We start from the raw sequence: 20,022 nt of genomic DNA, 5'->3' as shown, positions 1-20,022 counted from the left end.
CAGCTCAATTCCCTGGGGATTTCCGGCCGGACACGGCCCCGGCGACAGACATAGAAGGGCAACGGGGGCAGTTGCCCACGTTTCCGTGATTTCTCTGTGACTCATGTCACCAAGCGGGCTGGCCGGAGCCGGGATCCCCTGTGAGAGTGGCCCTGAGGGGGCGGCACCGCATCCGAGGAGCGACGGCATGAAGTACCTGGTCATGGTGCAGGGCTCGCAGGCGGACTACGAGGCGATGAACGGCGATGCCTCCGAGCGGTATCCCGCGTGGACCGAGGACGACGTCCAGACGATGTTCGCCTTCATGGAGAAGCTCAACGAGGCCCTCGTCCGCTCGGGCGAGATGCTGGACGGGCAGGGCCTGGCCGAGCCCGCCCGCACCCGCTTCGTCACGGCGGGCGAGGACGGGCGGCCGGTGGTCAGTGACGCTCCGTACGACCGGACCGAGACGCTGATCGCCGGCTACTGGGTGCTCGACTGCGACAGCCTCGACCGCGTCACCGAGATCGCCGCGCGCATCGCCCAGTGCCCCGTGCCCGAGGGCTCGCCCGACTATCCGGTCGTCATCCGGCCCATCCTGGAGAGCGGCCGCGACATCTGAACCCCCTCCTTCCCGGCCGTCAGTGCGCGTGCACGCCCGTCATCCGCGGCTTCGCCCGGGGTACGAGCACGAGGGCGACGACCGCGCTCGCCGCGCCCACCGCCGCGCAGACGGCGAACGCGGTGGCGAAGCCACCCGCCGTGCCGCCCTCGATGCCCGCCGCGGCGACGGTCGACAGCACCGCGACCCCGACCGAACCGCCCACCTCGTGGAAGGTGTTGACGACGCCCGACGCCAGCCCGGCCTCGTGGTGGCCCGTCAGCGCGAGCGCCGTGGCCGTGGCGGTGACGAAGACGGCCCCGATGCCGAACGACGCGACGACCAGCCCCGGCAGCAGCCCCGCGTACACGCTCGGACGGTCACCGAGCCAGGTCGGCGGTACGCACCCGGCGGCGGCGATCAGCAGCCCCGCGACGGCCGTCGGCCTGCTGCCGAGCCGCCCCACCAGCCGCGACCCGAGGTGCGCGCCCAGTCCGGTGGCGAGGGCGACCGGCAGGAAGACGAGCCCGGTGCGCAGGGCGCTGAACCCCCGCACGTGCTGGAGGTAGACCGAGCCGAGGAAGAAGAAACCGATCAGCAGGGCGGTCGCGACCAGCATCAGGAACGCCCCCGCGACCACCGGCCGCCGCGCGAACATCCGCAGGTCCATCAGCGGCGCCCGGCTCGCCCGCTCGACAGCGGCGAACGCCCCGTACAACGCGACCGACCCGAGCAGCGGCACCAGCGTGGCGGCCGCGCCCCAGCCGGAGTCGCCGGCCTCGACCAGGCCGTAGATCAGGGCGCCGGTACCGGCGGTGACGAGCAGCGCGCCCGGCAGGTCCATCCGCGCGGACCGAGACGACCAGGCCGGCCGGGACGGGCGGGGCGGGCGCGGCGGTACGACGGCGGGCAGCGCCACCAGCAGGGCCAGGCCCACCGGGACGTTGACGTAGAAGACCCACGGCCAGCCCGGCCCGTCCGTCAGGGCGCCGCCGAGCAGCACCCCGGCGGCGGACCCGGTGCCGCCGATCGCCGCCCACACGCCGAGCGCCTTGTTCCGCTCGGCGCCGTGGAAGGTGGTGGTCACGAGGGCCAGCGCGGCGGGCGAGAGCACGGCCGCGCCGACGCCCTGCGCGACGCGCCCGCCGATCAGCGCCACGGCGCTCTCCGCGAGCCCGGTGGCCAGGGACGCGGCGGTGAAGAGCGCCAGCCCGGCGAGGAGCGTGCGGCGGGCGCCGAGGGCGTCGGCGAGCCGGCCGCCGAGCAGCATGAGGCCGCCGAAGCACAGCGTGTACGCGGTGACGACCCAGGTCAGGGTCGTCCGCTCCAGGCGCAGATCGGCGGCCATGTCGGGCAGCGCGACGTTCACGACGGTGACGTCGAGGATCAGCATGAACTGCGCCAGGCAGATCAGCGCCAGGGCGGCCCAGCGGCGCGGGTGCGGCACCTCGTGCGACGCCCCGTGCGCGGCCCCGTCCGGTGCCCCGCCCGGCGCCTCGTGCGCGGCCCCGTGCCGCGACGCCTCGTGGGCGGCCCGGTCCGACGGCGGGTCGGCGTGCGAAGGAGAAGAGGTATGCGTCATGAAGTGAACTGTACGGTTCGGTTCATATGAACTCAACAGTTCAGTTGAACTCGTCCGTACACTTCCCGGTGCTAGCCTCACCGCATGCCAGCCGACGCCAAGCAGCCCCCCACCGGCCCGCGCGCCGCCCGCAAGCGGCAGGCCATCGTCGAGGCCGCCCGCGTGCTCTTCCTGCGCGAGGGCTTCGGCGTCGGCATGGACGCCATCGCCGCCGAGGCGGGCGTGTCCAAGGTGACCGTCTACAACCACTTCGGCAGCAAGGAAGCGCTCTTCACCGCCGTCATCGCGGGCGCGCTGGACGAGACCCTCGACGACGACTCCTCCGCCGCCCTCGCCCGGCTGGCCGACACCGAGGACGCCGGCGACCTGCGCACCGCCTTCCTCGACGCCGCGCGCGCCTGGGTCCACGCCGTCCGCGCCAACCAGGACGTCGCCGCCCTGCGCACCCTCGTCGCCACCGAGCTCCACCGCTTCCCGCAGCTCGGCGAGGCCTGGCGCACCCGCGGCCCGGCCGGCCACCACCCCGCCGTCGCCGACGCGCTGCGCACGCTGGCCGACCGGGGCCGGCTCGCCGTCCCGGACCTGGAGGCGGCGGTGGTCCAGCTGTACGCGCTGCTGGTCTTCCCGCACATGGTGTTCGGCCAGTACGGCGCCGACCTCGACGACGACCTGACGGAACGGCTCCTCACGAGCGGCGTCGACATGTTCCTGGCGTACTACGGCACCTGACGGCGCCTGCCCCCGCCCGTACGCCGTACTCCGTACGCCGTAAGCCACACCCGCCGTGCGGCCGCCACGCCCGGGCGGGATCATCGGGCCATGACGATCACCATCCGCCTGGCCCAGCAGCCGGAGGCCGACGAACTGCTGGCCCGCAGCCCCCTCGCCGCGCTCGTCGGGATGCTGCTCGACCAGCAAGTGCCCATGGAGTGGGCGTTCTCCGGCCCGTACACGATCGCCCGACGGCTGGGCGCCGAGGACCTCGACGCGCACGAGATCGCCGCGTACGACCCGGAGGAGTTCGTCGCGCTGCTGTCCGCCAAGCCGGCCGTGCACCGCTACCCCGGCTCGATGGCCAAGCGCGTGCAGCAGCTGTGCCAGTACCTGGTGGACGAGTACGACGGTGACGCGAGCGCCGTCTGGTCGGACGCCGCCACCGGCCGGGAACTGCTCGACCGGCTCCTCGCACTGCCCGGTTTCGGCAAGCAGAAGGCGCAGATCTTCCTGGCCCTGCTCGGCAAGCAGTACGGCGTACGGCCTGAGGGGTGGCGGGAGGCGGCGGGGGCTTACGGCGAGGAGGGCTCGTACCGTTCGGCGGCCGACATCACCGGGCCGGAGTCGCTCGCCAAGGTGCGCGCGTACAAGCAGGAGGTCAAGCGCGCGGCCAAGACCGCCAAGACCGCGACCGCCAAGACCGCCAAGACCGCCAAGACCGCCAAGACCGCCAAGACCGCCAAGACGACCGGAACTTCGGAGGCGGAGTGACATGTTCCGCAGCGAATCGTACGGAATAGCCAGTGAGTTGCGGCACATCTGTTCACAGATGGGGCGGAGATCGCTAGCTTCCCTTCCACCTCGTTCGTACCGGGAAGGACCTCTGTGAACGCAACCCCTCGCAGAGCCGTGGCCACCCTGGCCGCAGCCGCACTCGCGACCCCGCTCCTGCTGGCCTCCGCCTCCCCCGCTTCCGCCGGCCGCCCCACGCCCGACGCCGCCGCCGCCAAGGACGCCGCCAAGCTGTCCAAGAAGCTGGTCAGGGAGGCGTCCGCCAAGGACGCCTACAAGCACCTGCAGATGTTCCAGCGCATAGCCGACTCGGCCGGGGGCCACCGCGCCGCCGGCTCGCTCGGGCATGACGCCTCCGCGGCGTACGTGTACCAGCAGCTGAAGAAGGCCGGATACCAGGTCGAGTACCAGAAGTTCGACTTCGTCTACACCGAGACGCAGGCCGAGAAGCTCGCGGTCGTCTCGCCCTCGCCCCGCACCGTCGACATCAAGGCGATGACGTACACCGCCTCGACGCCCGTCGGCGGCATCAAGGCGGCCGTGGCCGCCGTCCCGGCCCCGGCGAGCGACACGACGCCCGGCTGTGAGCCCACCGACTACGCGACCGGCACCTTCACCGGCAAGATCGCCCTGATCAAGCGCGGCGGCTGCACCTTCGCCGACAAGCAGACCCAGGCCGCCGCGGCGGGCGCGGTCGGCGCGATCATCTACAACAACACCGAGGGCGCCATGTCCGGCACCCTGGGCGACCCGGCCGTCGGCAAGATCCCGACCGGCGGCGTCACCAAGGCGGACGGCGAGAAGCTCGCCGCCGACGCCGCCGCCGGGCCGGTGGAGGTGAACTTCGAGATCCGCCAGCTCCGCGAGACGCGCTCCACCAACAACGTCATCGCCGAGACGCAGCGCGGCAACGCCGCCAACACCGTGATGCTCGGCGCCCACCTCGACTCGGTGACCGCCGGCCCCGGCATCAACGACAACGGCTCCGGCTCCGCCGGTCTGCTCGACGTCGCCCTGAAGTTCGCCAAGTCCAAGGAGAAGGACCGCACCACCAACAAGGTGCGCTTCGCCTGGTGGTCGGCGGAGGAGAACGGCCTGCTCGGCTCCGAGCACTACGTCGAGCAGCTCAGCGAGCTCGACCGCAAGGAGATCAAGCTCTATCTGAACTTCGACATGATCGCCTCGCCGAACTACGGCCTGTTCGTGTACGACGGCGACAACTCCGACGGCGTCGGCGCGCCCGCCGGCCCGACCGGTTCCGCGCAGATCGAGCGCGACATCAACGAGTTCATGGACAAGCAGGGCCGCCCCCACGAGGGCACCGACTTCACCGGCCGCTCCGACTACGGCCCGTTCATCGCGGTCGGCATCCCCTCCGGCGGTACGTTCACGGGCGCCGAGGGCACCAAGACGGCCAAGCAGGCGGAGAAGTTCGGCGGCACGGCGGGGGTCGCGTACGACGCCTGCTACCACGCCGCGTGCGACGACATCGACAACGTCAACATGACGGCGTTCGACGCCAACATCGACGTCATCGCCCACAGCGTGGGTACGTACGCCCACGACCTCAGCTCGCTGCGCAAGCCGGTCGAGTTCGTCCCGACCGACGGTGACGCGGGCAGCGGCGGCGGCCTGCACGAGGACCACGACCACGAGGTGACGGAGTAACCCTCCGGCCGAGGCACCGCACCGAGCCCCCGCGTCCGCGCGGGGGCTCGGCTCGTGCCGGGTCGCGTTTTTCGGCACCACATCGGCCCCACGTGGCTGCGCCCGGCACCGCTCGCCCGGTAGGCTTTCCGTGTGATCTTCAAGCGCATCGGCAACGGGCGGCCGTACCCCGACCACGGCCGGGAATCCACCCGCGCGTGGGCGGACGTCGCGCCGCGCCCGGTCCGCCTCGACCAGCTGGTGACCACCAAGGGCCAGCTGGATCTGGAGACGCTCCTCGCCGAGGACTCGACGTTCTACGGCGACCTCTTCGCGCACGTCGTGAAGTGGCAGGGCGACCTCTACCTCGAGGACGGACTGCACCGCGCCGTACGCGCGGCCCTCCAGCAGCGTCAGGTCCTGCACGCGCGCGTGCTGGAGCTCGACTGAGCCTTCCGCCCCCCTGGGCCCTCAGTCTTTCGGGGGTATTCCCACCCATCCGGCCGCATCGGTTGATCGTTTAGTAGGCATAGTCACCGGGTCGCATTACGCTGCGCCCATGAGCATGCTCACTCCCCCGGGTATGGGCGGAAAGTACCGCATCACGGGTAACGCCTACCCGCGCATGCGCCGCCCCCGTCGCCGCAGCCGGATCGTGCTCGCGGCGGTCGCCGCGGTGGTCACCCTCGGCCTGGCCGGCTGGGGAACGCTCCAGCTCATCGAGGTCTTCGGTGGCGGTGGCCCCGGCGCCGACGGCAGGAAACGCACCACGGCGGCCGGCGCCGCCTGCAAGCCGGACAAGAGCCCCGCCGCGGTGGTGCGGGTGCCGCTCCAGCCGGCCCAGATCACGGTGAACGTCTACAACGCGACCCCGCGCGCGGGCCTGGCCAAGACGACCGCCGACGAGCTCAAGAAGCGGGGCTTCGCCATCGGCAAGGTGGGCAACGCGCCGACGGCGTACGACAAGAAGGTGCCGGGCGCGGGCCTCCTGTTGGGTGCCGCGGACGCCACCAAGGGCGCCTTCCCGGTCCTCGGTACGCAGCTGAAGGGCGCGGTGCTGAGGACGGACGCCCGCCAGACGGCGGATGTCGACCTGATCATCGGTACGGCGTTCACGGCGCTGACGCCCCCGCAGGACGCCACCGCCGCGCTCACCGCCCTGTCCCGCCCCGCCCCGGCCCCCTCCGGCTGCCCGGCGTAGGACCGGGTCCGGCTGCCCGGCACGCGTCGCGCCACCGCGCGAGCCGGGACGAGCCGGAGGGACGAGCCGGGACGAGCCGGAGGGACGAGCCCCGGGCCGCGAAGGTCAGTCGGCGGTGCCGTACATCCGGTCACCGGCGTCGCCGAGGCCCGGCACGATGTAGCCGTGCTCGTTGAGCCGCTCGTCGACCGAGGCGGTGACGACGGTGACCGGCGTGCCCGCCAGCTCGCGCTCCATCACCTCGACGCCCTCCGGCGCCGCCAGCAGGACGACCGCCGTCACATCGTCGGCGCCGCGCTTGATCAGCTCCTGGATCGCGGCGACCAGCGTGCCGCCGGTGGCCAGCATCGGGTCGAGGACGTACACCTGGCGGCCGGAGAGGTCCTCCGGCATCCGGGTCGCGTACGTCGACGCCTCCAGCGTCTCCTCGTTGCGGATCATGCCGAGGAAGCCGACCTCGGCGGTGGGCAGCAGCCGCACCATGCCGTCGAGCATGCCCAGACCGGCCCGGAGGATCGGCACGACCAGCGGCTTCGGGCTCGACAGCTTCACGCCGGTCGTCCGGGTCACGGGGGTCTCGATGTCGACCTGCTCCGTGCGCACGTCCCGGGTGGCCTCGTACGCGAGCAGGGTGACCAGCTCGTCGGCGAGCCGCCGGAAGGTCGGGGAGTCGGTGCGCTTGTCGCGCAGCGTGGTGAGTTTGTGCGCCACCAGCGGGTGGTCGACGACGTGGATCCGCATGGACTCCACAGTAGCCCGCACTGGCATCAACCCCGTCCGTGGAGGGAAGGTGGGGAGGTCAGGACGTCAGACACCTGGGGGTGGTGGTCGCGATGCCGGACCCGGTAGAGCCGGAAGGACCGGAACAGCCCGACGCCCCGGACGACGGCGACGACGCGCGCGGGAAGAGGGACGAGACCGACGCCGAGCGACGCCGTCGCCGCGCCCAGTTCCTCCGCGAACTGAACGAGGCCAAAGCCCTGCGCGACCGCGTGCAGCCGCGCCGCGCGAGGGCCGCCAGGATGCGTCAGGCGATGCGGATGCGGACCTTCCGCTGGTGATGCCTGGTGACACGGACCGGCGATCGGGCTCAGACTGGTGCACGACGCAAGAGCGGAACACCTCTCCTGAAGCCCTCGTATCTGCCACGATGCCGAGTGGGCGGGGCATTCAGGAGCGTGCCGCCCGATCGTCACACCTCTGATCAGTGGGAGAGTCACGGTGTACTTCGCCGCACTGCTCGCGCGCACCGAAGACGGGTGGGAAGCGAGCGACACAGAGCTCGACGATGTGGAGACCTTGTCGGATCTGACCGAGCTTGCCCGCGAGGCCTCGGTGGACGACGACACAGTGCTCGTCTTCATCGAGCAGGAGGACGCATGGTTCGGCATCGTCCGCGTGGAGGGTGAGGACGACCCTCGCATCTTCGTCTCGGACGGCGCGGCCGCCGCCCGTTCCTCGTACGGGGAGATCCTCACCAAGGAACTGCTCGGCGACGAACTGGACGACGACACCCCCGACCTGGACGCGCTGGACCTCGACGGCACCGAGGACGGCGAACCGGACGAGGACGAGGACGAGGAGGAAACGGAGCCCGCGGGCGAGACCGTGCCGGCCGAGCCGCTCGGCGACCTGCTGATCCTGGACGATCTGGGCATGTCCGAGAAGGAGCTGCTGAAGCTCGGCACCGACGCGCTGTCCGACATCGCGGACGCGCTCGGCGCCGCGGAGGTCCTGGAGGCGGTCCGCTAGTGCGGCCCCCGCACCACCCCGCGACGACCATGACGACCGTTCCCGACCACGGCTCCGACCACGGCCCCGACCACGGCCCCGATCCGGATCCCGTACGGGAGCCGTGGCGGAGCGCCATGCGCCGGGCGCTGGAGGAGGCCGAGCGCGCCGCGCTGGCCGGCGATGTACCGGTCGGCGCGGTCGTGCTGTCCCCGGACGGCACGGAGCTCGCCGCCGGCCACAACGAGCGTGAGCTGACCGGCGATCCGACGGCGCACGCCGAGGTCGTGGCGCTCCGCCGGGCGGCCGAGCGGCTCGGGGAGTGGCGGCTGCCCGGGTGCACGCTCGTCGTCACGCTGGAGCCCTGCGTGATGTGCGCCGGCGCGCTGGTGCAGTCGCGCGTGGAGCGGGTGGTGTTCGGGGCGCTGGACGAGAAGGCCGGCGCGGTCGGCTCGCTCTGGGACCTCGTACGCGACCGACGGCTCAACCACCGGCCCGAAGTGGTCCACGGGGTGCTGGCGGACGAGTGCGCGGCGCTGCTGACGCGCTTCTTCCGCGACCGCTGAGGAGTCGTCGGCGCAGCCGTCGACGGGATCGTGGCGCGACCGCCGACGCACCACCAACGCGCCGCCGACGACGGTCCCGGCTATCGATTTCAGCGAACCGGCACCCTTGGGCTAAGCTCTCTCTCGGTAGCGTGTCCGAGCGGCCGAAGGAGCTCGCCTCGAAAGCGAGTGTGGCGCAAGTCACCGAGGGTTCAAATCCCTCCGCTACCGCTCTCTTGTGAAGGGCCCCGTGCGCAGGACGCGCCGGGGCCCTTCCTCATGCGCTCGGTTAGACTCACCCGACCACCGGGACGATCACAGGGGAAGACGGGGGACACCGGGCCGATGGCGCAAGCGAAGAAGGTTACGCTCTACATCCTCGTCGTCTTCGTCCTGTACTCGATCATCAACTCTCCCGAGCGCTCCGGCGAACTCGTGAAGGTAGGGTTCGAAGGCATTTCGAGCGCCGCCCAGGGTGTCGGCGACTTCATGACCGAGCTCATCAAGTAGGAGTCCGCTGTGATCCGCCACCTGGTCCTGTTCAAGCTCAACGACGGCGTGCAGCGCGACGAACCGCGTGTGGTCGAGGGCGTGAAGGCGTTCGAGGAGCTCGGCGGACTCATCCCCGAGCTGAAGGTCTGGGAGTGCGCCTGGAACATCACCGACCGGCCGATCGCGTACGACTACGCCATCAACTCGGCGGTCGAGGACACGGACGCGCTGAAGCGGTACATCGAGCACCCGGCTCACCAGGCGGCCGCCGGCCAGTGGCGTGAGTTCGCCACCTGGGTGATCGCCGACTACGAGTTCTGAGTCCGCCGCAGCCCCGCGCCTTCGCGGCACCGCGCTTTCCGAGCCCCGCACCGGTCACTTCCGGTGCGGGGCTTGCCGTATGCCCCCACGCCGCCCCCCACAACACGGGGTTATCAGGTGCTTGCACACAGTGGACATGTCTTGTGATGCTATGACCGCTTTTGACGGATCGGTTGACCGTACTTGATCGCAAAGGGGTGGCGTGAACGTGCCGGCCAGTACGACGCCTCACCAGGTGCCGCCCCAGAACGAGTCGAGCGAGTCCGAGCCCCGCCCCCGCCCGTCGGGGCGGGCCGCCGACACCCGCGCACTCACCCAGGTGCTCTTCGCCCAGCTGAAGGAGCTGGAGCCGGGCACACCGGAGCACAACCGGGTGCGCGGGGCGCTCATCGAGGCGAACCTCCCCCTGGTGCGGTACGCCGCCGCCCGCTTCCGGTCCCGCAACGAGCCGATGGAGGACGTCGTCCAGGTCGGCACGATCGGGCTGATCAACGCGATCGACCGCTTCGACCCGGACCGGGGCGTGCAGTTCCCGACGTTCGCGATGCCGACCGTCGTCGGCGAGATCAAGCGGTACTTCCGCGACAACGTACGCACCGTCCACGTGCCGCGCCGGCTGCACGAGCTGTGGGTGCAGGTGAACGGCGCGACCGAGGACCTGACGACCGCTCACGGGCGCTCCCCGACGACCGCCGAGATCGCCGAGCGGCTGAAGATCTCCGAGGAGGAGGTCCTCTCCTGCATCGAGGCCGGGCGCTCGTACCACGCCACCTCGCTGGAGGCCGCCCAGGAGGGCGACGGGCTGCCGGGGCTGCTGGACCGGCTCGGGTACGAGGACCCCGCGCTGGCGGGCGTCGAGCACCGCGATCTCGTACGCCACCTCCTCGTACAGCTGCCCGAGCGCGAGCAGCGGATCCTGATGCTCCGCTACTACAGCAATCTGACGCAGTCCCAGATCAGCCAGGAGCTGGGGGTCTCTCAGATGCACGTGTCAAGGCTCCTCGCACGGAGCTTCGCCCGATTGAGATCCGCAAACAGGATCGAGGCATAGCTGAAACGGGTAGACCCTTTCAGCCCCACTTCAGGCGGTGAAAAAGCCGCACACCCCCTGTTTCCTGCGCAGATTTGCCCCCATAGTGTCGACAAGTCACTACAGCGTGTTGCCGACATGTGACATTCTGCTGGAACCGCGTTTGCCGCAGTCTCGGCTCCGGTATTCAGGTGGAGGCTGCGTTCCTCCGATGGTCGCGGCCCACGCGACCGTCCGCGACCTCAAGGGGGTGGCATGTCCGCAGAACAGGGCAGCTCGAAGGTGCTCACGCTCACGCCCGTGCCGGAGCTCATGTCCGCGCCCGGGCTCGCGTCGGTGCCGGTGCCGGCACAGGTCGGGATCACCGAGGTCCCGGACACCATGGAGGCCATGGCGGCCATCGACGCCCCGCAGCCGGCCGGCGAGGTCGCCGAGGTCGCCGTCGTCCCGCACGCCGTGAGCGCGCCGGAGGCCATCGACACCCGCACGCTGTCCCGCTCCCTGTTCCAGCGGCTCGCCGTCCTCGGCCAGGACAGCCCCGAGCGCACGTACGTCCGGGACACGCTCATCGAGCTGAACCTGCCGCTCGTGCGGTACGCCGCCGCCCGCTTCCGGTCCCGCAACGAGCCCATGGAGGACATCGTCCAGGTCGGCACGATCGGCCTGATCAAGGCGATCGACCGGTTCGACTGCGAACGCGGCGTGGAATTCCCGACCTTCGCGATGCCGACCGTCGTCGGTGAGATCAAGCGCTTCTTCCGCGACACCTCGTGGTCCGTGCGCGTGCCGCGCCGCCTCCAGGAGCTGCGCCTGGCGCTCACAAAGGCGAGCGACGAGCTGGCGCAGAAGCTCGACCGCTCGCCGACCGTCCCCGAACTGGCCGCCGTGCTCGGCGTCTCCGAGGACGACGTGGTCGACGGTCTCGCGGTCGGCAACGCCTACACGGCCTCCTCACTGGACTCCCCGTCCCCGGAGGACGACGGCGGCGAGGGCTCGCTCGCGGACCGCCTCGGGTACGAGGACAGCGCCCTGGAGGGCGTCGAGTACCGCGAGTCGCTCAAGCCCCTCCTCGCCAAACTCCCGCCCCGCGAGCGGCAGATCATCATGCTGCGCTTCTTCGCCAACATGACCCAGTCGCAGATCGGCGAGGAGGTCGGCATCTCGCAGATGCACGTCTCGCGGCTGCTGACGCGGACGCTGGCGCAGCTGCGCGAGGGGCTCATCTCCGACTGAGGCGCCGCCCCTCCCGACGTCGAAGGGGGCTCATCGGTGCGGACCGCACCGGTGAGCCCCCTTCGTCATGCGCGCGTGTACGGGGATCAGGCCAGCGCCAGCCAGGCCACCGCCGCGACGATCACCACGACCGCCACGACGCCGGCGATCAGGCCGGCCCGGGGGCCGGACGAGGTCGTCGCCGCCGGCTGCTGCCGCTGCGGCGTGCCCTCGTCGACGAAGGCGCGGAACATCTGGGTGCTGCCCGCGGGGTCGTAGTTGCCGTCGGAGCCCTGCGGGGCGTGGGGGTTGTGTGCCATGGGGCAGGACCCTAGCGAACCGGCGAGCCGCGCCCCAACCTCCGTCCGCCCTCCACCCGAACTCCGCTCGAAGTCCGCCCACCGCCCGCCCGTCGCGGCCCTCCTTTGCCAGGACTTTAGGCACCTTCGCCCCTTTTTAGTTTGCCTGTAGCAACCAACATCTTCTATGGTTGCCCTAAGCAACAAGATGTTCGGGGGTGCCTGCCCATGGCCGAGCGGAGTCAGTACGAGGAACTGGCCCGGCAGCTGAGCGCCATCGGCGCCGTCAAGCGCGGACTCTCGCGGCTCCTGCCCGCCGAGTGCCCCGCCGGCTCCGCCGCCGTCCTGGCGCTGCTCGACCGCTACGGAGAGATGCGGATGAGCCGCCTGGCCGAGCTGCTCGCCGTCGACATGTCGGTGACCAGCCGCCATGTGGCCCACGTCGCCGACCGCGGCTGGATCGAGCGGCTGCCCGACCCGGGCGACCGGCGCTCCCGCATCCTGCGGCTGACGGGCCCGGGCAAGGAGCTGCTCGACGACCTCGGGCGGCGGTCGGCGGACCTGTTCGCCCACCACCTGCAGGACTGGTCCGACGACGAGGTCGGACAGCTGAACGCGATGCTGGCCCGCCTCCGGAGCTCCTTCGGAGACTGCCGGCCCCACGCCACACGTACACAAGCGTAAGGAAGTTCATGGCTACGACCACACCATCCGGTGTGCGGGGCGGCCACCACGCCAAGACCCGAGACGGTGGCGGCGACGGCACGCCCATGACGCACCGGCAGATCATGGAGGCGCTGTCCGGGCTGCTGCTCGGCATGTTCGTCGCCATCCTGTCCTCGACGATCGTCTCCAACGCCCTGCCGGAGATCATCTCCGACCTCGGCGGCGGCCAGAGCGCGTACACCTGGGTCGTCACGGCCGCCCTGCTGTCGATGACCGCCACCACCCCGCTGTGGGGCAAGCTCTCCGACCTCTTCTCCAAGAAGCTGCTGGTGCAGCTCGCCCTCGTCATCTACGTGGCGGGCTCGGTCGTCGCCGGTCTGTCCCAGAACACCGGCATGCTCATCGCCTGCCGCGTCGTCCAGGGCATCGGCGTCGGCGGTCTGACCGCCCTCGCCCAGATCATCATGGCCGCGATGATCTCCCCGCGGGAGCGCGGCCGTTACAGCGGCTACCTCGGCGCCACCTTCGCCGTCGCGACCGTCGGCGGCCCGCTGCTCGGCGGCGTGATCACCGACACCGACTGGCTCGGCTGGCGCTGGTGCTTCTACGTCGGCGTGCCCTTCGCCGTCATCGCGCTCATCGTGCTGCAGAAGACGCTGAAGCTGCCCGTGGTGAAGCGGCAGGTCAAGGTCGACTGGGCGGGTGCCCTCTTCATCAGCGCCGCGGTCTCGCTGCTGCTGGTCTGGGTCACCTTCGCCGGTGACAAGTACGACTGGCTGTCGTGGCAGACGTACACCATGGTCGCCGGCTCGGTCGTGCTCGGCGCGGTCTTCCTCTTCGTCGAGTCCCGCGCGAGCGAACCGATCATCCCGCTGCGGCTGTTCCGCAACCGCACCATCGCCCTCGCCTCGCTCGCCTCGCTCTTCGTCGGCGTCGCGATGTTCGCGGGCACGGTCTTCTTCAGCCAGTACTTCCAGCTGGCGCGCGACAAGTCGCCGACGATGTCCGGCGTCATGACCATCCCGATGATCGCCGGCCTGTTCGTGTCGTCGACCGTCTCCGGCTGGATCATCACGCGCACCGGCCGCTGGAAGGCGTGGCTGGTCGCCGGCGGTGTGCTGGTGACGGCGGGCCTCGGCCTGCTGGGCTCCATCCGGTACGACACCGAGTACTGGCACATCGGGGTCTTCATGGCCGTCCTGGGCCTCGGCCTCGGCATGATGATGCAGAACCTCGTCCTGTGCACCCAGAACCAGGTCGCCCCCGCCGACCTCGGCTCGGCGTCCTCCGTGGTCACCTTCTTCCGTTCGCTCGGCGGCGCCGTCGGCGTCTCCGCGCTGGGCGCGGTCATGGCCAACCGGGTCACCCACTACGTCAAGGACGGCCTCGCCGACCTCGGCCCCCAGGGCGCGGCCCTCGGCCACGGCGGCACGGGCGGCGGCGGCATCCCCGACCTGGACGCGCTGCCCGCCCCCATCCGCACCGTCATGGAGAGCGCGTACGGGCACGGCGTCGCCGACGTCTTCCTCTACGCGGCGCCCTTCGCGCTCATCGCGTTCCTCGTCACCCTGTTCATCAAGGAGGTCGCCCTGAAGAGCCACGCGACGCCGACGCCCGAGCCGGCGGCGGCTCCCGCCGCCGAAGCGTCCGAGGCCTCCGCGGCCCCCGAGACGGCCCTGGTCGCCCCCGCGGGCGGAACCCCCGTCACCGGCACCGTCCGCACCGCCGACGGCACGGCCGTCGCCCGCGCCGCCGTCACCCTCATCTCCCTCGGGGGCCGGCAGCTGGGCCGCTCGGTCGCCCACGCCGACGGCACGTACGCGCTCGAAGCCCCCGGCTCCGGCTCGTACGTCCTGATCGCCTCCGCCGACGGCTACCAGCCGCAGGCGTCCACGGTCGTCGTCGGCGCGGAGCCGCTGGGCCACGACGTCCTGCTCTCCGGTACGAGCGGCCTCGCCGGCGCGGTCCGGGCCGCCGAGGGCGGGGAGCCCGTCGAGGGCGCGATGGTCATCGTCACCGACGTACGCGGCGACGTCCTCGCCTCCGGTACGTCGGCGCAGGACGGCACCTTCGCCTTCGGCGAGCTGGTGCCCGGCGCCGTGACCGTCGCGGTGAACGCCGACGGCTACCGGCCGCTCGCCCTGCCGGCCGAGATCGGCGGCCAGGGCGTGACCCGGGTCGAGGCGCTGCTGGAGGCCGGAGCCCGGCTCCAGGGCACCGTACGGGCCGGGGCGGACCACCGCCCGCTGGCCGACGCACGCGTGACGCTCGTCGACGCGGCCGGCAACGTCGTCGCCACGGTGACGACCGGCGAGGACGGCGCGTACGGCTTCGCCGACCTGAACGCGGGCGAGTACACGCTCATCGCGACCGGCTACCCGCCGGTGGCCGGCGCGCTCACCGTGACCGGACACGGCCTCGACGGCCACGACATAGAACTCGCCCACCCCGGCGAGTGACCCACAGCTCGGGTGGATCGAGCGGAGACACCCGATGAGGGGGCGGCAGGCAGGGGACGGCCTGCCGCCCCTGCTTTCTTTCGTACGAGGAGAGAACCCGCATGGCACTGCACGCACACGTACGCACCCGCGACGGCTGGCCGGTCCAGCACGCGGTGGTGACCGTGACCGACATGACGGGCGCCCAGGTGGCGCGGGCCGACGCCGACCCGGACGGAGCCGTCGTCGCGGAGGCGCCGCTCGCGCCGGGCCCGTACACCGTGGTCGTCACGGCGCTCGGGTACGCCCCGGCCGCGCGCACCGCGCTGGTCACCGGGCACGGCCGGGCGGAGCTCGGCACGGTGGTCCTGGCCCGCGCGGGCGGCGTCGAGCTGCCGCCGCCCGGCGCCTGGACCCTGGACCCGGCGCACTCGTCGGTCGGCGCGGTGGCGCAGCACCTGGGCATCTCCAGCGTGCACGGCCGCTTCACCGACTTCGGCGGCCGCATCGAGATCGCGCCGGACCTCGCGGCCTCGCGCGTGGACGCGGTGATCGCGGCGGCCTCCATCGACACGGGCAACGGCCTGCGCGACAAGCACCTGAAGTCGCCGGACTTCCTGGACGTGGAGACGTACCCGGAGATCACCTACCGCAGCCACGGCCTGACCCCGGCGGGCCCGGACCGCTGGACGGTCCACGGCTCCCTCACCCTGCGCGGCATCGCGCGCGAGGTGGACCTGTCCCTGACGTACCTGGGCACGGGCCCGGACCCGTGGGGCGGCACGCGCGCGGCGTTCCACGCGACGGCGGAGCTGCGGCGCGAGGACTTCGCGATGAACTACAACCAGGTGGTGCAGGCGGGCATCGCGGCGATCGGCACGACGGTACGGGTGGAGCTTGACATCCAGGCCGTACGCGGCGAGCGGCTGCCGTAAGGCCCACGTCGGCGCTCTGGCCGCCTGCCGGACGGCTCCGTACGCTGCGGGCCATGGACTGGACAGCACTGGTCAGCACGGCGGTTGGGGCAGGTATCGGTGTCGGCAGCACCTTGCTCGCCGACCGCTTCCGATGGAGACGGGATGCCGGGGAGCGGGACAGGGAGACGCTCCACTCCACCTACGCCCAGTTCCTGGAGGCACTGACGCATGCCCGGGACCTGATCAGCCACGCGAGCCGAGACCCGGGCGTCACGGAGGGGGATCGGAAGGCGGTGGCCACCGCGCTGCTCGATCACGGAGTGCACGTCAAGCAGTACCAGTGAGAACTCCTGGCTCCGGCTCCCGTCGTGGCGAAGGCCAGGGACGCCGCCGAGAAACTCGCCGTGTACCGGGATGTGGTGGTGGCAGGCGCACGGCGCGACGATCCCGCGTGCGCGCAGGCACGCCGCGCCTTCCGGTCGGCTCGTGAGGAGCTGATGGAGTCGATGCGCGTCGCCGTGGTGCGCGACGCCGAGCGCCGCGCACCCTGACCGTCGCACGGCGGCGCGTCAGGGCGTCATCGCCTCGATGCCGGCGATCAGGAGCTTGAGCGCGAAGTCGAAGTCGCGCTCGCGCATCTCGTCGACGGTGTCGCCGCCGCGGGCCTCCATCAGCTCGGTGGCCCGGCGGAAGTCCTCCTCGAAGCCGGGCCGTTCATGGATCGCGGCCAGCGCCTCGCGGTAGTACGCGTCCTGGCTCATGCCCGCGCTCGCGCACCGCTGCATGAACTGGCCCTCGATCGTGCCGAATCCGTACACGAACTGGAAGACCGCCTGGGTCGCGCCCGTCTGGGCGTACGTCGGCAGACCGGTGTTGCCGATGACCCGCTGGACGCAGAGCGCGAACGCCAGCGAGTTGGGGCCGATGTTGAGGAACCGGCCGACCAGCGGCGCCACCCAGGGGTGGCGGACCAGCAGGGCGCGGTAGCCGACGGCCAGCGCGCGGAGCTCGATCCGCCAGTCCGGGTCGCCGGTCGTGGCGTCGGGCAGGTCGAGCTCGCCGAAGACCGCGTCGATGGCGAGCTCCAGCAGGTCGTCCTTGGTGTCGACGTACCAGTAGACCGACATCGCCGTGACGTCGAGCTCCGCGGCGAGCCGCCGCATGGAGAACTTCTCCAGCCCTTCGGCGTCCAGCAGCCGGACCGCCGCGGCGGTGATGCGGTCCCGGTCGAGACCGGAGGGCTGGTCGGCGGTGCGCTCCGCCCCGCGTTCGGCCGTGCGCTCCGCCGTGCGCTCGGCCTGGCGTTCGGCCTTGCGGCCCGCCGATCGCGCGGCTCTGCCGCCCTCCAGCCAGACGCTCGCACGGGCCGGGTGCTTCGCGCGGTCGGCTGCCGACACCATGGGCTGTCCTCCTCGAATCCTGGCCCTGATGCTATGCCCGCCGCCTGCTGTGCCAGGCCCGGCTATGCCGCCCCGCTACGCCCGATCGCGCTCGGCGGCGTCCGGTTCGGCCCCGTCCGGTCTGGCCGGGCCCGGCTGGGCGCTTCCCCGCTCCGCACCGCCCCGCTCGGCGCGGTGCAGCAGCACCGCCGCCAGCAGGCCGCCGGCCAGCACCGCGACCGCGCCGACCAGCTGGCTGGTCTCCAGACCGGCGGCGAACGCGTCCGCGACCCGCGCCCGGTCGGCCGGCCCGTCGGCCGCGGCGAGCGCCGCGGGGAGCGAGACGGCCGCCACCCCCGCCCCGGCGACCGCCGCCGTGAACCGCGCGTTGAGGACGGCGCCAAGGACGGCGACGCCGAGCCCGTTGCCGAACTCCCCGAGCGTGCCGTTGATCCCCGCGCCCACGCCCGCCTTCTCCGGCGGTATCGCGCTCATGATGGCGTTGCCCATCGCGGGCATGGCCAGCGCGACACCCGCGCCCATGACCACGAGCCCGAGCAGCATGCCGCCGTACCCGTGCGCCCCGCCCAGGACGGCGATGGCGGCGAGCCCGGCGGCGACCAGGGCCATGCCCAGCGCGATGGTCCGCGGCGTACCGAGCTTCGGCAGCAGCCGGGCGCCGACGCCCGTCAGATTGAGGACGACGATGGTCAGCGCGAGCGGCGCCGTCCGCAGGCCCGCGTCGAGCGGCCCGTACCCGAGCACGAACTGCAGGTGCTGCGTCAGCAGGAAGAGCGAGCCCGTCATGCCGAACGCGACGAGGATCGCGCCCGCGACGGCGCCGACGAAGCGCTGGTTGCGGAAGAAGTGCATGTCCAACATGGGGTGCGGGGTGCGCAGCTCCCAGACCGCGAAGACACCGAGGACGGCCGCACCGAGGACGGCGGCGACCACGACCCGGCCGGAGGCCCAGCCGTGCTCGGGCCCGGCGATGATCGCGTACACGACGGCGGTCATGCCGATGGTGGACAGCACGGCGCCGAGCACGTCGGGCCGGTCGCCCTGCTTGTGCTTCGACTCCGGTACGAGCGCGGCGACGGCGGCCAGCCCGAGGACCGCGACCGGGATGTTGACGAGGAAGATCGCGCCCCACCAGAAGTGGTCGAGCATGAACCCGCCGAGCAGCGGCCCGGCGGCGAAGCCGAGGGAACTGACCGTGGCCCACAGGCCGATGGCCTTGACCCGCTCGGCCTCGTCGAAGACCTGGACGACGACGGCGAGGGTCGTGGTCATCAGCAGCGCGCCGCCGATCCCCATACCCGCGCGGGCGGCGATCAGCTGCGCGGACGACTGCGCGAGTCCGGCGGCGAGCGAGCCGACCCCGAAGAGGGCGAGACCGAGGAGCAGCATCTTCCTGCGGCCGTAGCGGTCGGCGGCGTTGCCGGCGGTGAGGAGGAGGCCGGACTGGACGAGGGAGTACGCGTTGATCATCCACTGCACGTCGGAGGTCGAGGCGTGGAGCTCGCCGGTGAGGGAGGGGATCGCGACGTTGAGGACGGTGTTGTCGAGCAGCACGGTCAGCTGGGCGAGGCAGATGACGCCGAGGATCAGCCAGCGCTGCGGGTGCCCGCCGCTGCCGGTGGGCGGCGCGGCGGGATGGGGCTCGGCGCTTGTCGCCGTCATGACGGGAGCTCCTTATACGGTGTACGAGACTCGGGCCCGTACACCGTACAAGTGACCCTTCTACGCCGTACAACGATTTATGCGGCCGGCTTGATGAGGTACCCCGCACCCCGCCGGGTGTGGATCATCGGCGGCCGTCCGGCGTCGAGCTTCTTGCGGAGGTAGGAGATGTAGAGCTCGACGACGTTGGCCTGTCCGCCGAAGTCGTAGCTCCAGACCCTGTCGAGGATCTGGGCCTTGCTCAGCACCCGCCGCGGGTTGCGCATGAGGTAGCGCAGCAGCTCGAACTCCGTGCCGGTCAGGTGGACGGCCTGCCCGCCGCGCGACACCTCGCGGCTGTCCTCGTCCAGGACCAGGTCGCCGACGACGAGCCGCGAGCGCCGCGCGGCGCCGGACCGCCGGGTCAGCGCGCGCAGCCGCGCGACGACGTCCTCGATGCCGAAGGGCTTCGTGACCTGGTCGCCCGCGCCGGCCGCGAACCCCGCGACCCGCACCGCCGCCCCGCTCGCGTCCCTCGGCGTCAGGAACAGCACGGGCACCCCGGGCAGTTCGCGCCGTACGCCGCCGACCACGGCGGGCCCGTCCATGTCCGGCAGCGTCACGTCCAGGACGACGGCGTCGGGCCGGAACTCCCGGGCGGCCCGCACCGCCCCGGCGCCGTCCCCGGCGCAGCGCACCTCCCACCCCTCGTACCGCAGGGCCGTGGACAGCAGTTCGGCGAGCGATGCCTCGTCGTCGACGACGAGGACGCGGAGTCCGGTCTCGGTAGGCATGGACTCACGATGGCGAAGGA

Annotated in this window: 24 protein-coding genes and 1 tRNA gene; 19 read left to right on the top strand and 6 right to left on the bottom strand. The window is 71.8% G+C overall.

Translation table 11 applies throughout. The features are described from left to right. The first annotated feature begins 187 nt into the window (after positions 1-187). Entirely contained in the window at positions 188-601 is a 414-nt protein-coding gene (locus tag AC07FJ_RS16075; protein WP_468285834.1) for a YciI family protein, read from the top strand. Between the two features lie 19 nt (positions 602-620). Here AC07FJ_RS16075 and AC07FJ_RS16070 read toward each other — a convergent pair whose 3' ends face one another. Then, positions 621-2,162, bottom strand: a complete 1,542-nt coding sequence (locus AC07FJ_RS16070) for an MFS transporter (RefSeq protein ID WP_479049372.1) — start codon at positions 2,160-2,162, stop codon at positions 621-623. Positions 2,163-2,246: 84 nt separating this feature from the next. On the opposite strand from AC07FJ_RS16070, the gene AC07FJ_RS16065 reads away from it, so the two are divergent. The 5 genes from AC07FJ_RS16065 (at position 2,247) to AC07FJ_RS16045 (ending at position 6,516) form a co-directional block, all read left to right on the top strand. Continuing rightward, the gene (locus tag AC07FJ_RS16065) at positions 2,247-2,891 is read left to right on the top strand and encodes a TetR/AcrR family transcriptional regulator (RefSeq protein ID WP_479049370.1); all 645 of its coding nucleotides are present in this window, start codon (positions 2,247-2,249) and stop codon (positions 2,889-2,891) included. A gap of 90 nt (positions 2,892-2,981) precedes the next feature. Further along, a complete protein-coding gene (locus AC07FJ_RS16060; RefSeq protein WP_479049368.1) occupies positions 2,982-3,647 on the top strand; it encodes an HhH-GPD-type base excision DNA repair protein in 666 nt (221 codons plus the stop codon). A 114-nt stretch (positions 3,648-3,761) separates the two neighbouring features. Beyond that, positions 3,762-5,336, top strand: a complete 1,575-nt coding sequence (locus AC07FJ_RS16055) for a M28 family metallopeptidase (protein WP_479049366.1) — start codon at positions 3,762-3,764, stop codon at positions 5,334-5,336. Between the two features lie 132 nt (positions 5,337-5,468). Further along, positions 5,469-5,765, top strand: coding sequence for a type II toxin-antitoxin system VapB family antitoxin (locus tag AC07FJ_RS16050; protein ID WP_289921192.1), 297 nt, complete (start codon positions 5,469-5,471; stop codon positions 5,763-5,765). A gap of 109 nt (positions 5,766-5,874) precedes the next feature. After that, entirely contained in the window at positions 5,875-6,516 is a 642-nt protein-coding gene (locus AC07FJ_RS16045) for a LytR C-terminal domain-containing protein (RefSeq protein WP_479049364.1), read from the top strand. A 105-nt stretch (positions 6,517-6,621) separates the two neighbouring features. On the opposite strand, the gene upp is transcribed toward AC07FJ_RS16045, so the two are convergent. Further along, complete coding sequence (gene upp, locus AC07FJ_RS16040) at positions 6,622-7,257, bottom strand: uracil phosphoribosyltransferase (RefSeq protein WP_290114833.1); 636 nt, start codon at positions 7,255-7,257, stop codon at positions 6,622-6,624. A gap of 92 nt (positions 7,258-7,349) precedes the next feature. Here upp and AC07FJ_RS16035 point away from each other — a divergent pair, with 92 nt between their 5' ends. The 8 genes from AC07FJ_RS16035 (at position 7,350) to AC07FJ_RS16000 (ending at position 11,868) form a co-directional block, all read left to right on the top strand. Further along, on the top strand, positions 7,350-7,577 hold the full coding sequence (locus tag AC07FJ_RS16035; RefSeq protein WP_479049362.1) for a hypothetical protein: 228 nt from the start codon (positions 7,350-7,352) through the stop codon (positions 7,575-7,577). A gap of 160 nt (positions 7,578-7,737) precedes the next feature. Beyond that, a complete protein-coding gene (locus tag AC07FJ_RS16030) occupies positions 7,738-8,268 on the top strand; it encodes a tRNA adenosine deaminase-associated protein (protein ID WP_479049360.1) in 531 nt (176 codons plus the stop codon). Positions 8,269-8,297: 29 nt separating this feature from the next. After that, positions 8,298-8,813 (top strand): tRNA adenosine(34) deaminase TadA, encoded by a 516-nt coding sequence (gene tadA / locus AC07FJ_RS16025; protein WP_479049358.1) that lies wholly within the window; start codon positions 8,298-8,300, stop codon positions 8,811-8,813. A gap of 125 nt (positions 8,814-8,938) precedes the next feature. Next, positions 8,939-9,023: transfer RNA gene (locus AC07FJ_RS16020), tRNA-Ser, on the top strand. A gap of 114 nt (positions 9,024-9,137) precedes the next feature. Beyond that, on the top strand, positions 9,138-9,302 hold the full coding sequence (locus AC07FJ_RS16015) for a hypothetical protein (RefSeq protein WP_356644878.1): 165 nt from the start codon (positions 9,138-9,140) through the stop codon (positions 9,300-9,302). 9 nt (positions 9,303-9,311) lie between these two features. After that, entirely contained in the window at positions 9,312-9,605 is a 294-nt protein-coding gene (locus AC07FJ_RS16010; RefSeq protein ID WP_361423929.1) for a Dabb family protein, read from the top strand. Between the two features lie 235 nt (positions 9,606-9,840). Continuing rightward, positions 9,841-10,656 (top strand): RNA polymerase sigma factor SigF, encoded by an 816-nt coding sequence (locus AC07FJ_RS16005; RefSeq protein WP_479049525.1) that lies wholly within the window; start codon positions 9,841-9,843, stop codon positions 10,654-10,656. A 234-nt stretch (positions 10,657-10,890) separates the two neighbouring features. After that, positions 10,891-11,868, top strand: a complete 978-nt coding sequence (locus tag AC07FJ_RS16000) for an RNA polymerase sigma factor SigF (RefSeq protein WP_479049356.1) — start codon at positions 10,891-10,893, stop codon at positions 11,866-11,868. 86 nt (positions 11,869-11,954) lie between these two features. Here the strand turns inward: AC07FJ_RS16000 and AC07FJ_RS15995 are convergent, their stop codons facing one another. Beyond that, the gene (locus tag AC07FJ_RS15995; protein ID WP_479049354.1) at positions 11,955-12,167 is read right to left on the bottom strand and encodes a hypothetical protein; all 213 of its coding nucleotides are present in this window, start codon (positions 12,165-12,167) and stop codon (positions 11,955-11,957) included. 207 nt (positions 12,168-12,374) lie between these two features. Between AC07FJ_RS15995 and AC07FJ_RS15990 the strand changes: the two genes are divergently transcribed. From AC07FJ_RS15990 to AC07FJ_RS15970, 5 genes are all read left to right on the top strand, one after another. Next, positions 12,375-12,830, top strand: a complete 456-nt coding sequence (locus tag AC07FJ_RS15990; RefSeq protein WP_361423938.1) for a MarR family winged helix-turn-helix transcriptional regulator — start codon at positions 12,375-12,377, stop codon at positions 12,828-12,830. A gap of 86 nt (positions 12,831-12,916) precedes the next feature. Further along, entirely contained in the window at positions 12,917-15,271 is a 2,355-nt protein-coding gene (locus AC07FJ_RS15985) for an MFS transporter (protein WP_479049524.1), read from the top strand. A gap of 101 nt (positions 15,272-15,372) precedes the next feature. After that, entirely contained in the window at positions 15,373-16,185 is an 813-nt protein-coding gene (locus AC07FJ_RS15980; protein ID WP_479049352.1) for a YceI family protein, read from the top strand. A gap of 53 nt (positions 16,186-16,238) precedes the next feature. Then, the gene (locus AC07FJ_RS15975) at positions 16,239-16,511 is read left to right on the top strand and encodes a hypothetical protein (protein WP_479049350.1); all 273 of its coding nucleotides are present in this window, start codon (positions 16,239-16,241) and stop codon (positions 16,509-16,511) included. A gap of 24 nt (positions 16,512-16,535) precedes the next feature. After that, on the top strand, positions 16,536-16,718 hold the full coding sequence (locus AC07FJ_RS15970; protein ID WP_479049348.1) for a hypothetical protein: 183 nt from the start codon (positions 16,536-16,538) through the stop codon (positions 16,716-16,718). 18 nt (positions 16,719-16,736) lie between these two features. Here AC07FJ_RS15970 and AC07FJ_RS15965 read toward each other — a convergent pair whose 3' ends face one another. The 3 genes from AC07FJ_RS15965 to AC07FJ_RS15955 form a co-directional block, all read right to left on the bottom strand. Continuing rightward, positions 16,737-17,567 carry a TetR/AcrR family transcriptional regulator gene (locus AC07FJ_RS15965; protein WP_479049346.1) on the bottom strand — a complete coding sequence of 277 codons (831 nt, stop codon included), beginning with the start codon at positions 17,565-17,567 and terminating at the stop codon, positions 16,737-16,739. Positions 17,568-17,642: 75 nt separating this feature from the next. After that, a complete protein-coding gene (locus tag AC07FJ_RS15960; protein WP_479049344.1) occupies positions 17,643-19,229 on the bottom strand; it encodes an MFS transporter in 1,587 nt (528 codons plus the stop codon). Between the two features lie 77 nt (positions 19,230-19,306). Then, the gene (locus tag AC07FJ_RS15955) at positions 19,307-20,002 is read right to left on the bottom strand and encodes a response regulator transcription factor (RefSeq protein ID WP_479049342.1); all 696 of its coding nucleotides are present in this window, start codon (positions 20,000-20,002) and stop codon (positions 19,307-19,309) included. Between the last annotated feature and the right edge of the window lie 20 nt (positions 20,003-20,022).

This window comes from Streptomyces sp. NPDC045998 (genome assembly GCF_056430285.1).
The sequence above is the reverse complement of the archived record's forward strand: the minus strand, read 5'-3'. Positions and strand labels throughout refer to the sequence as shown.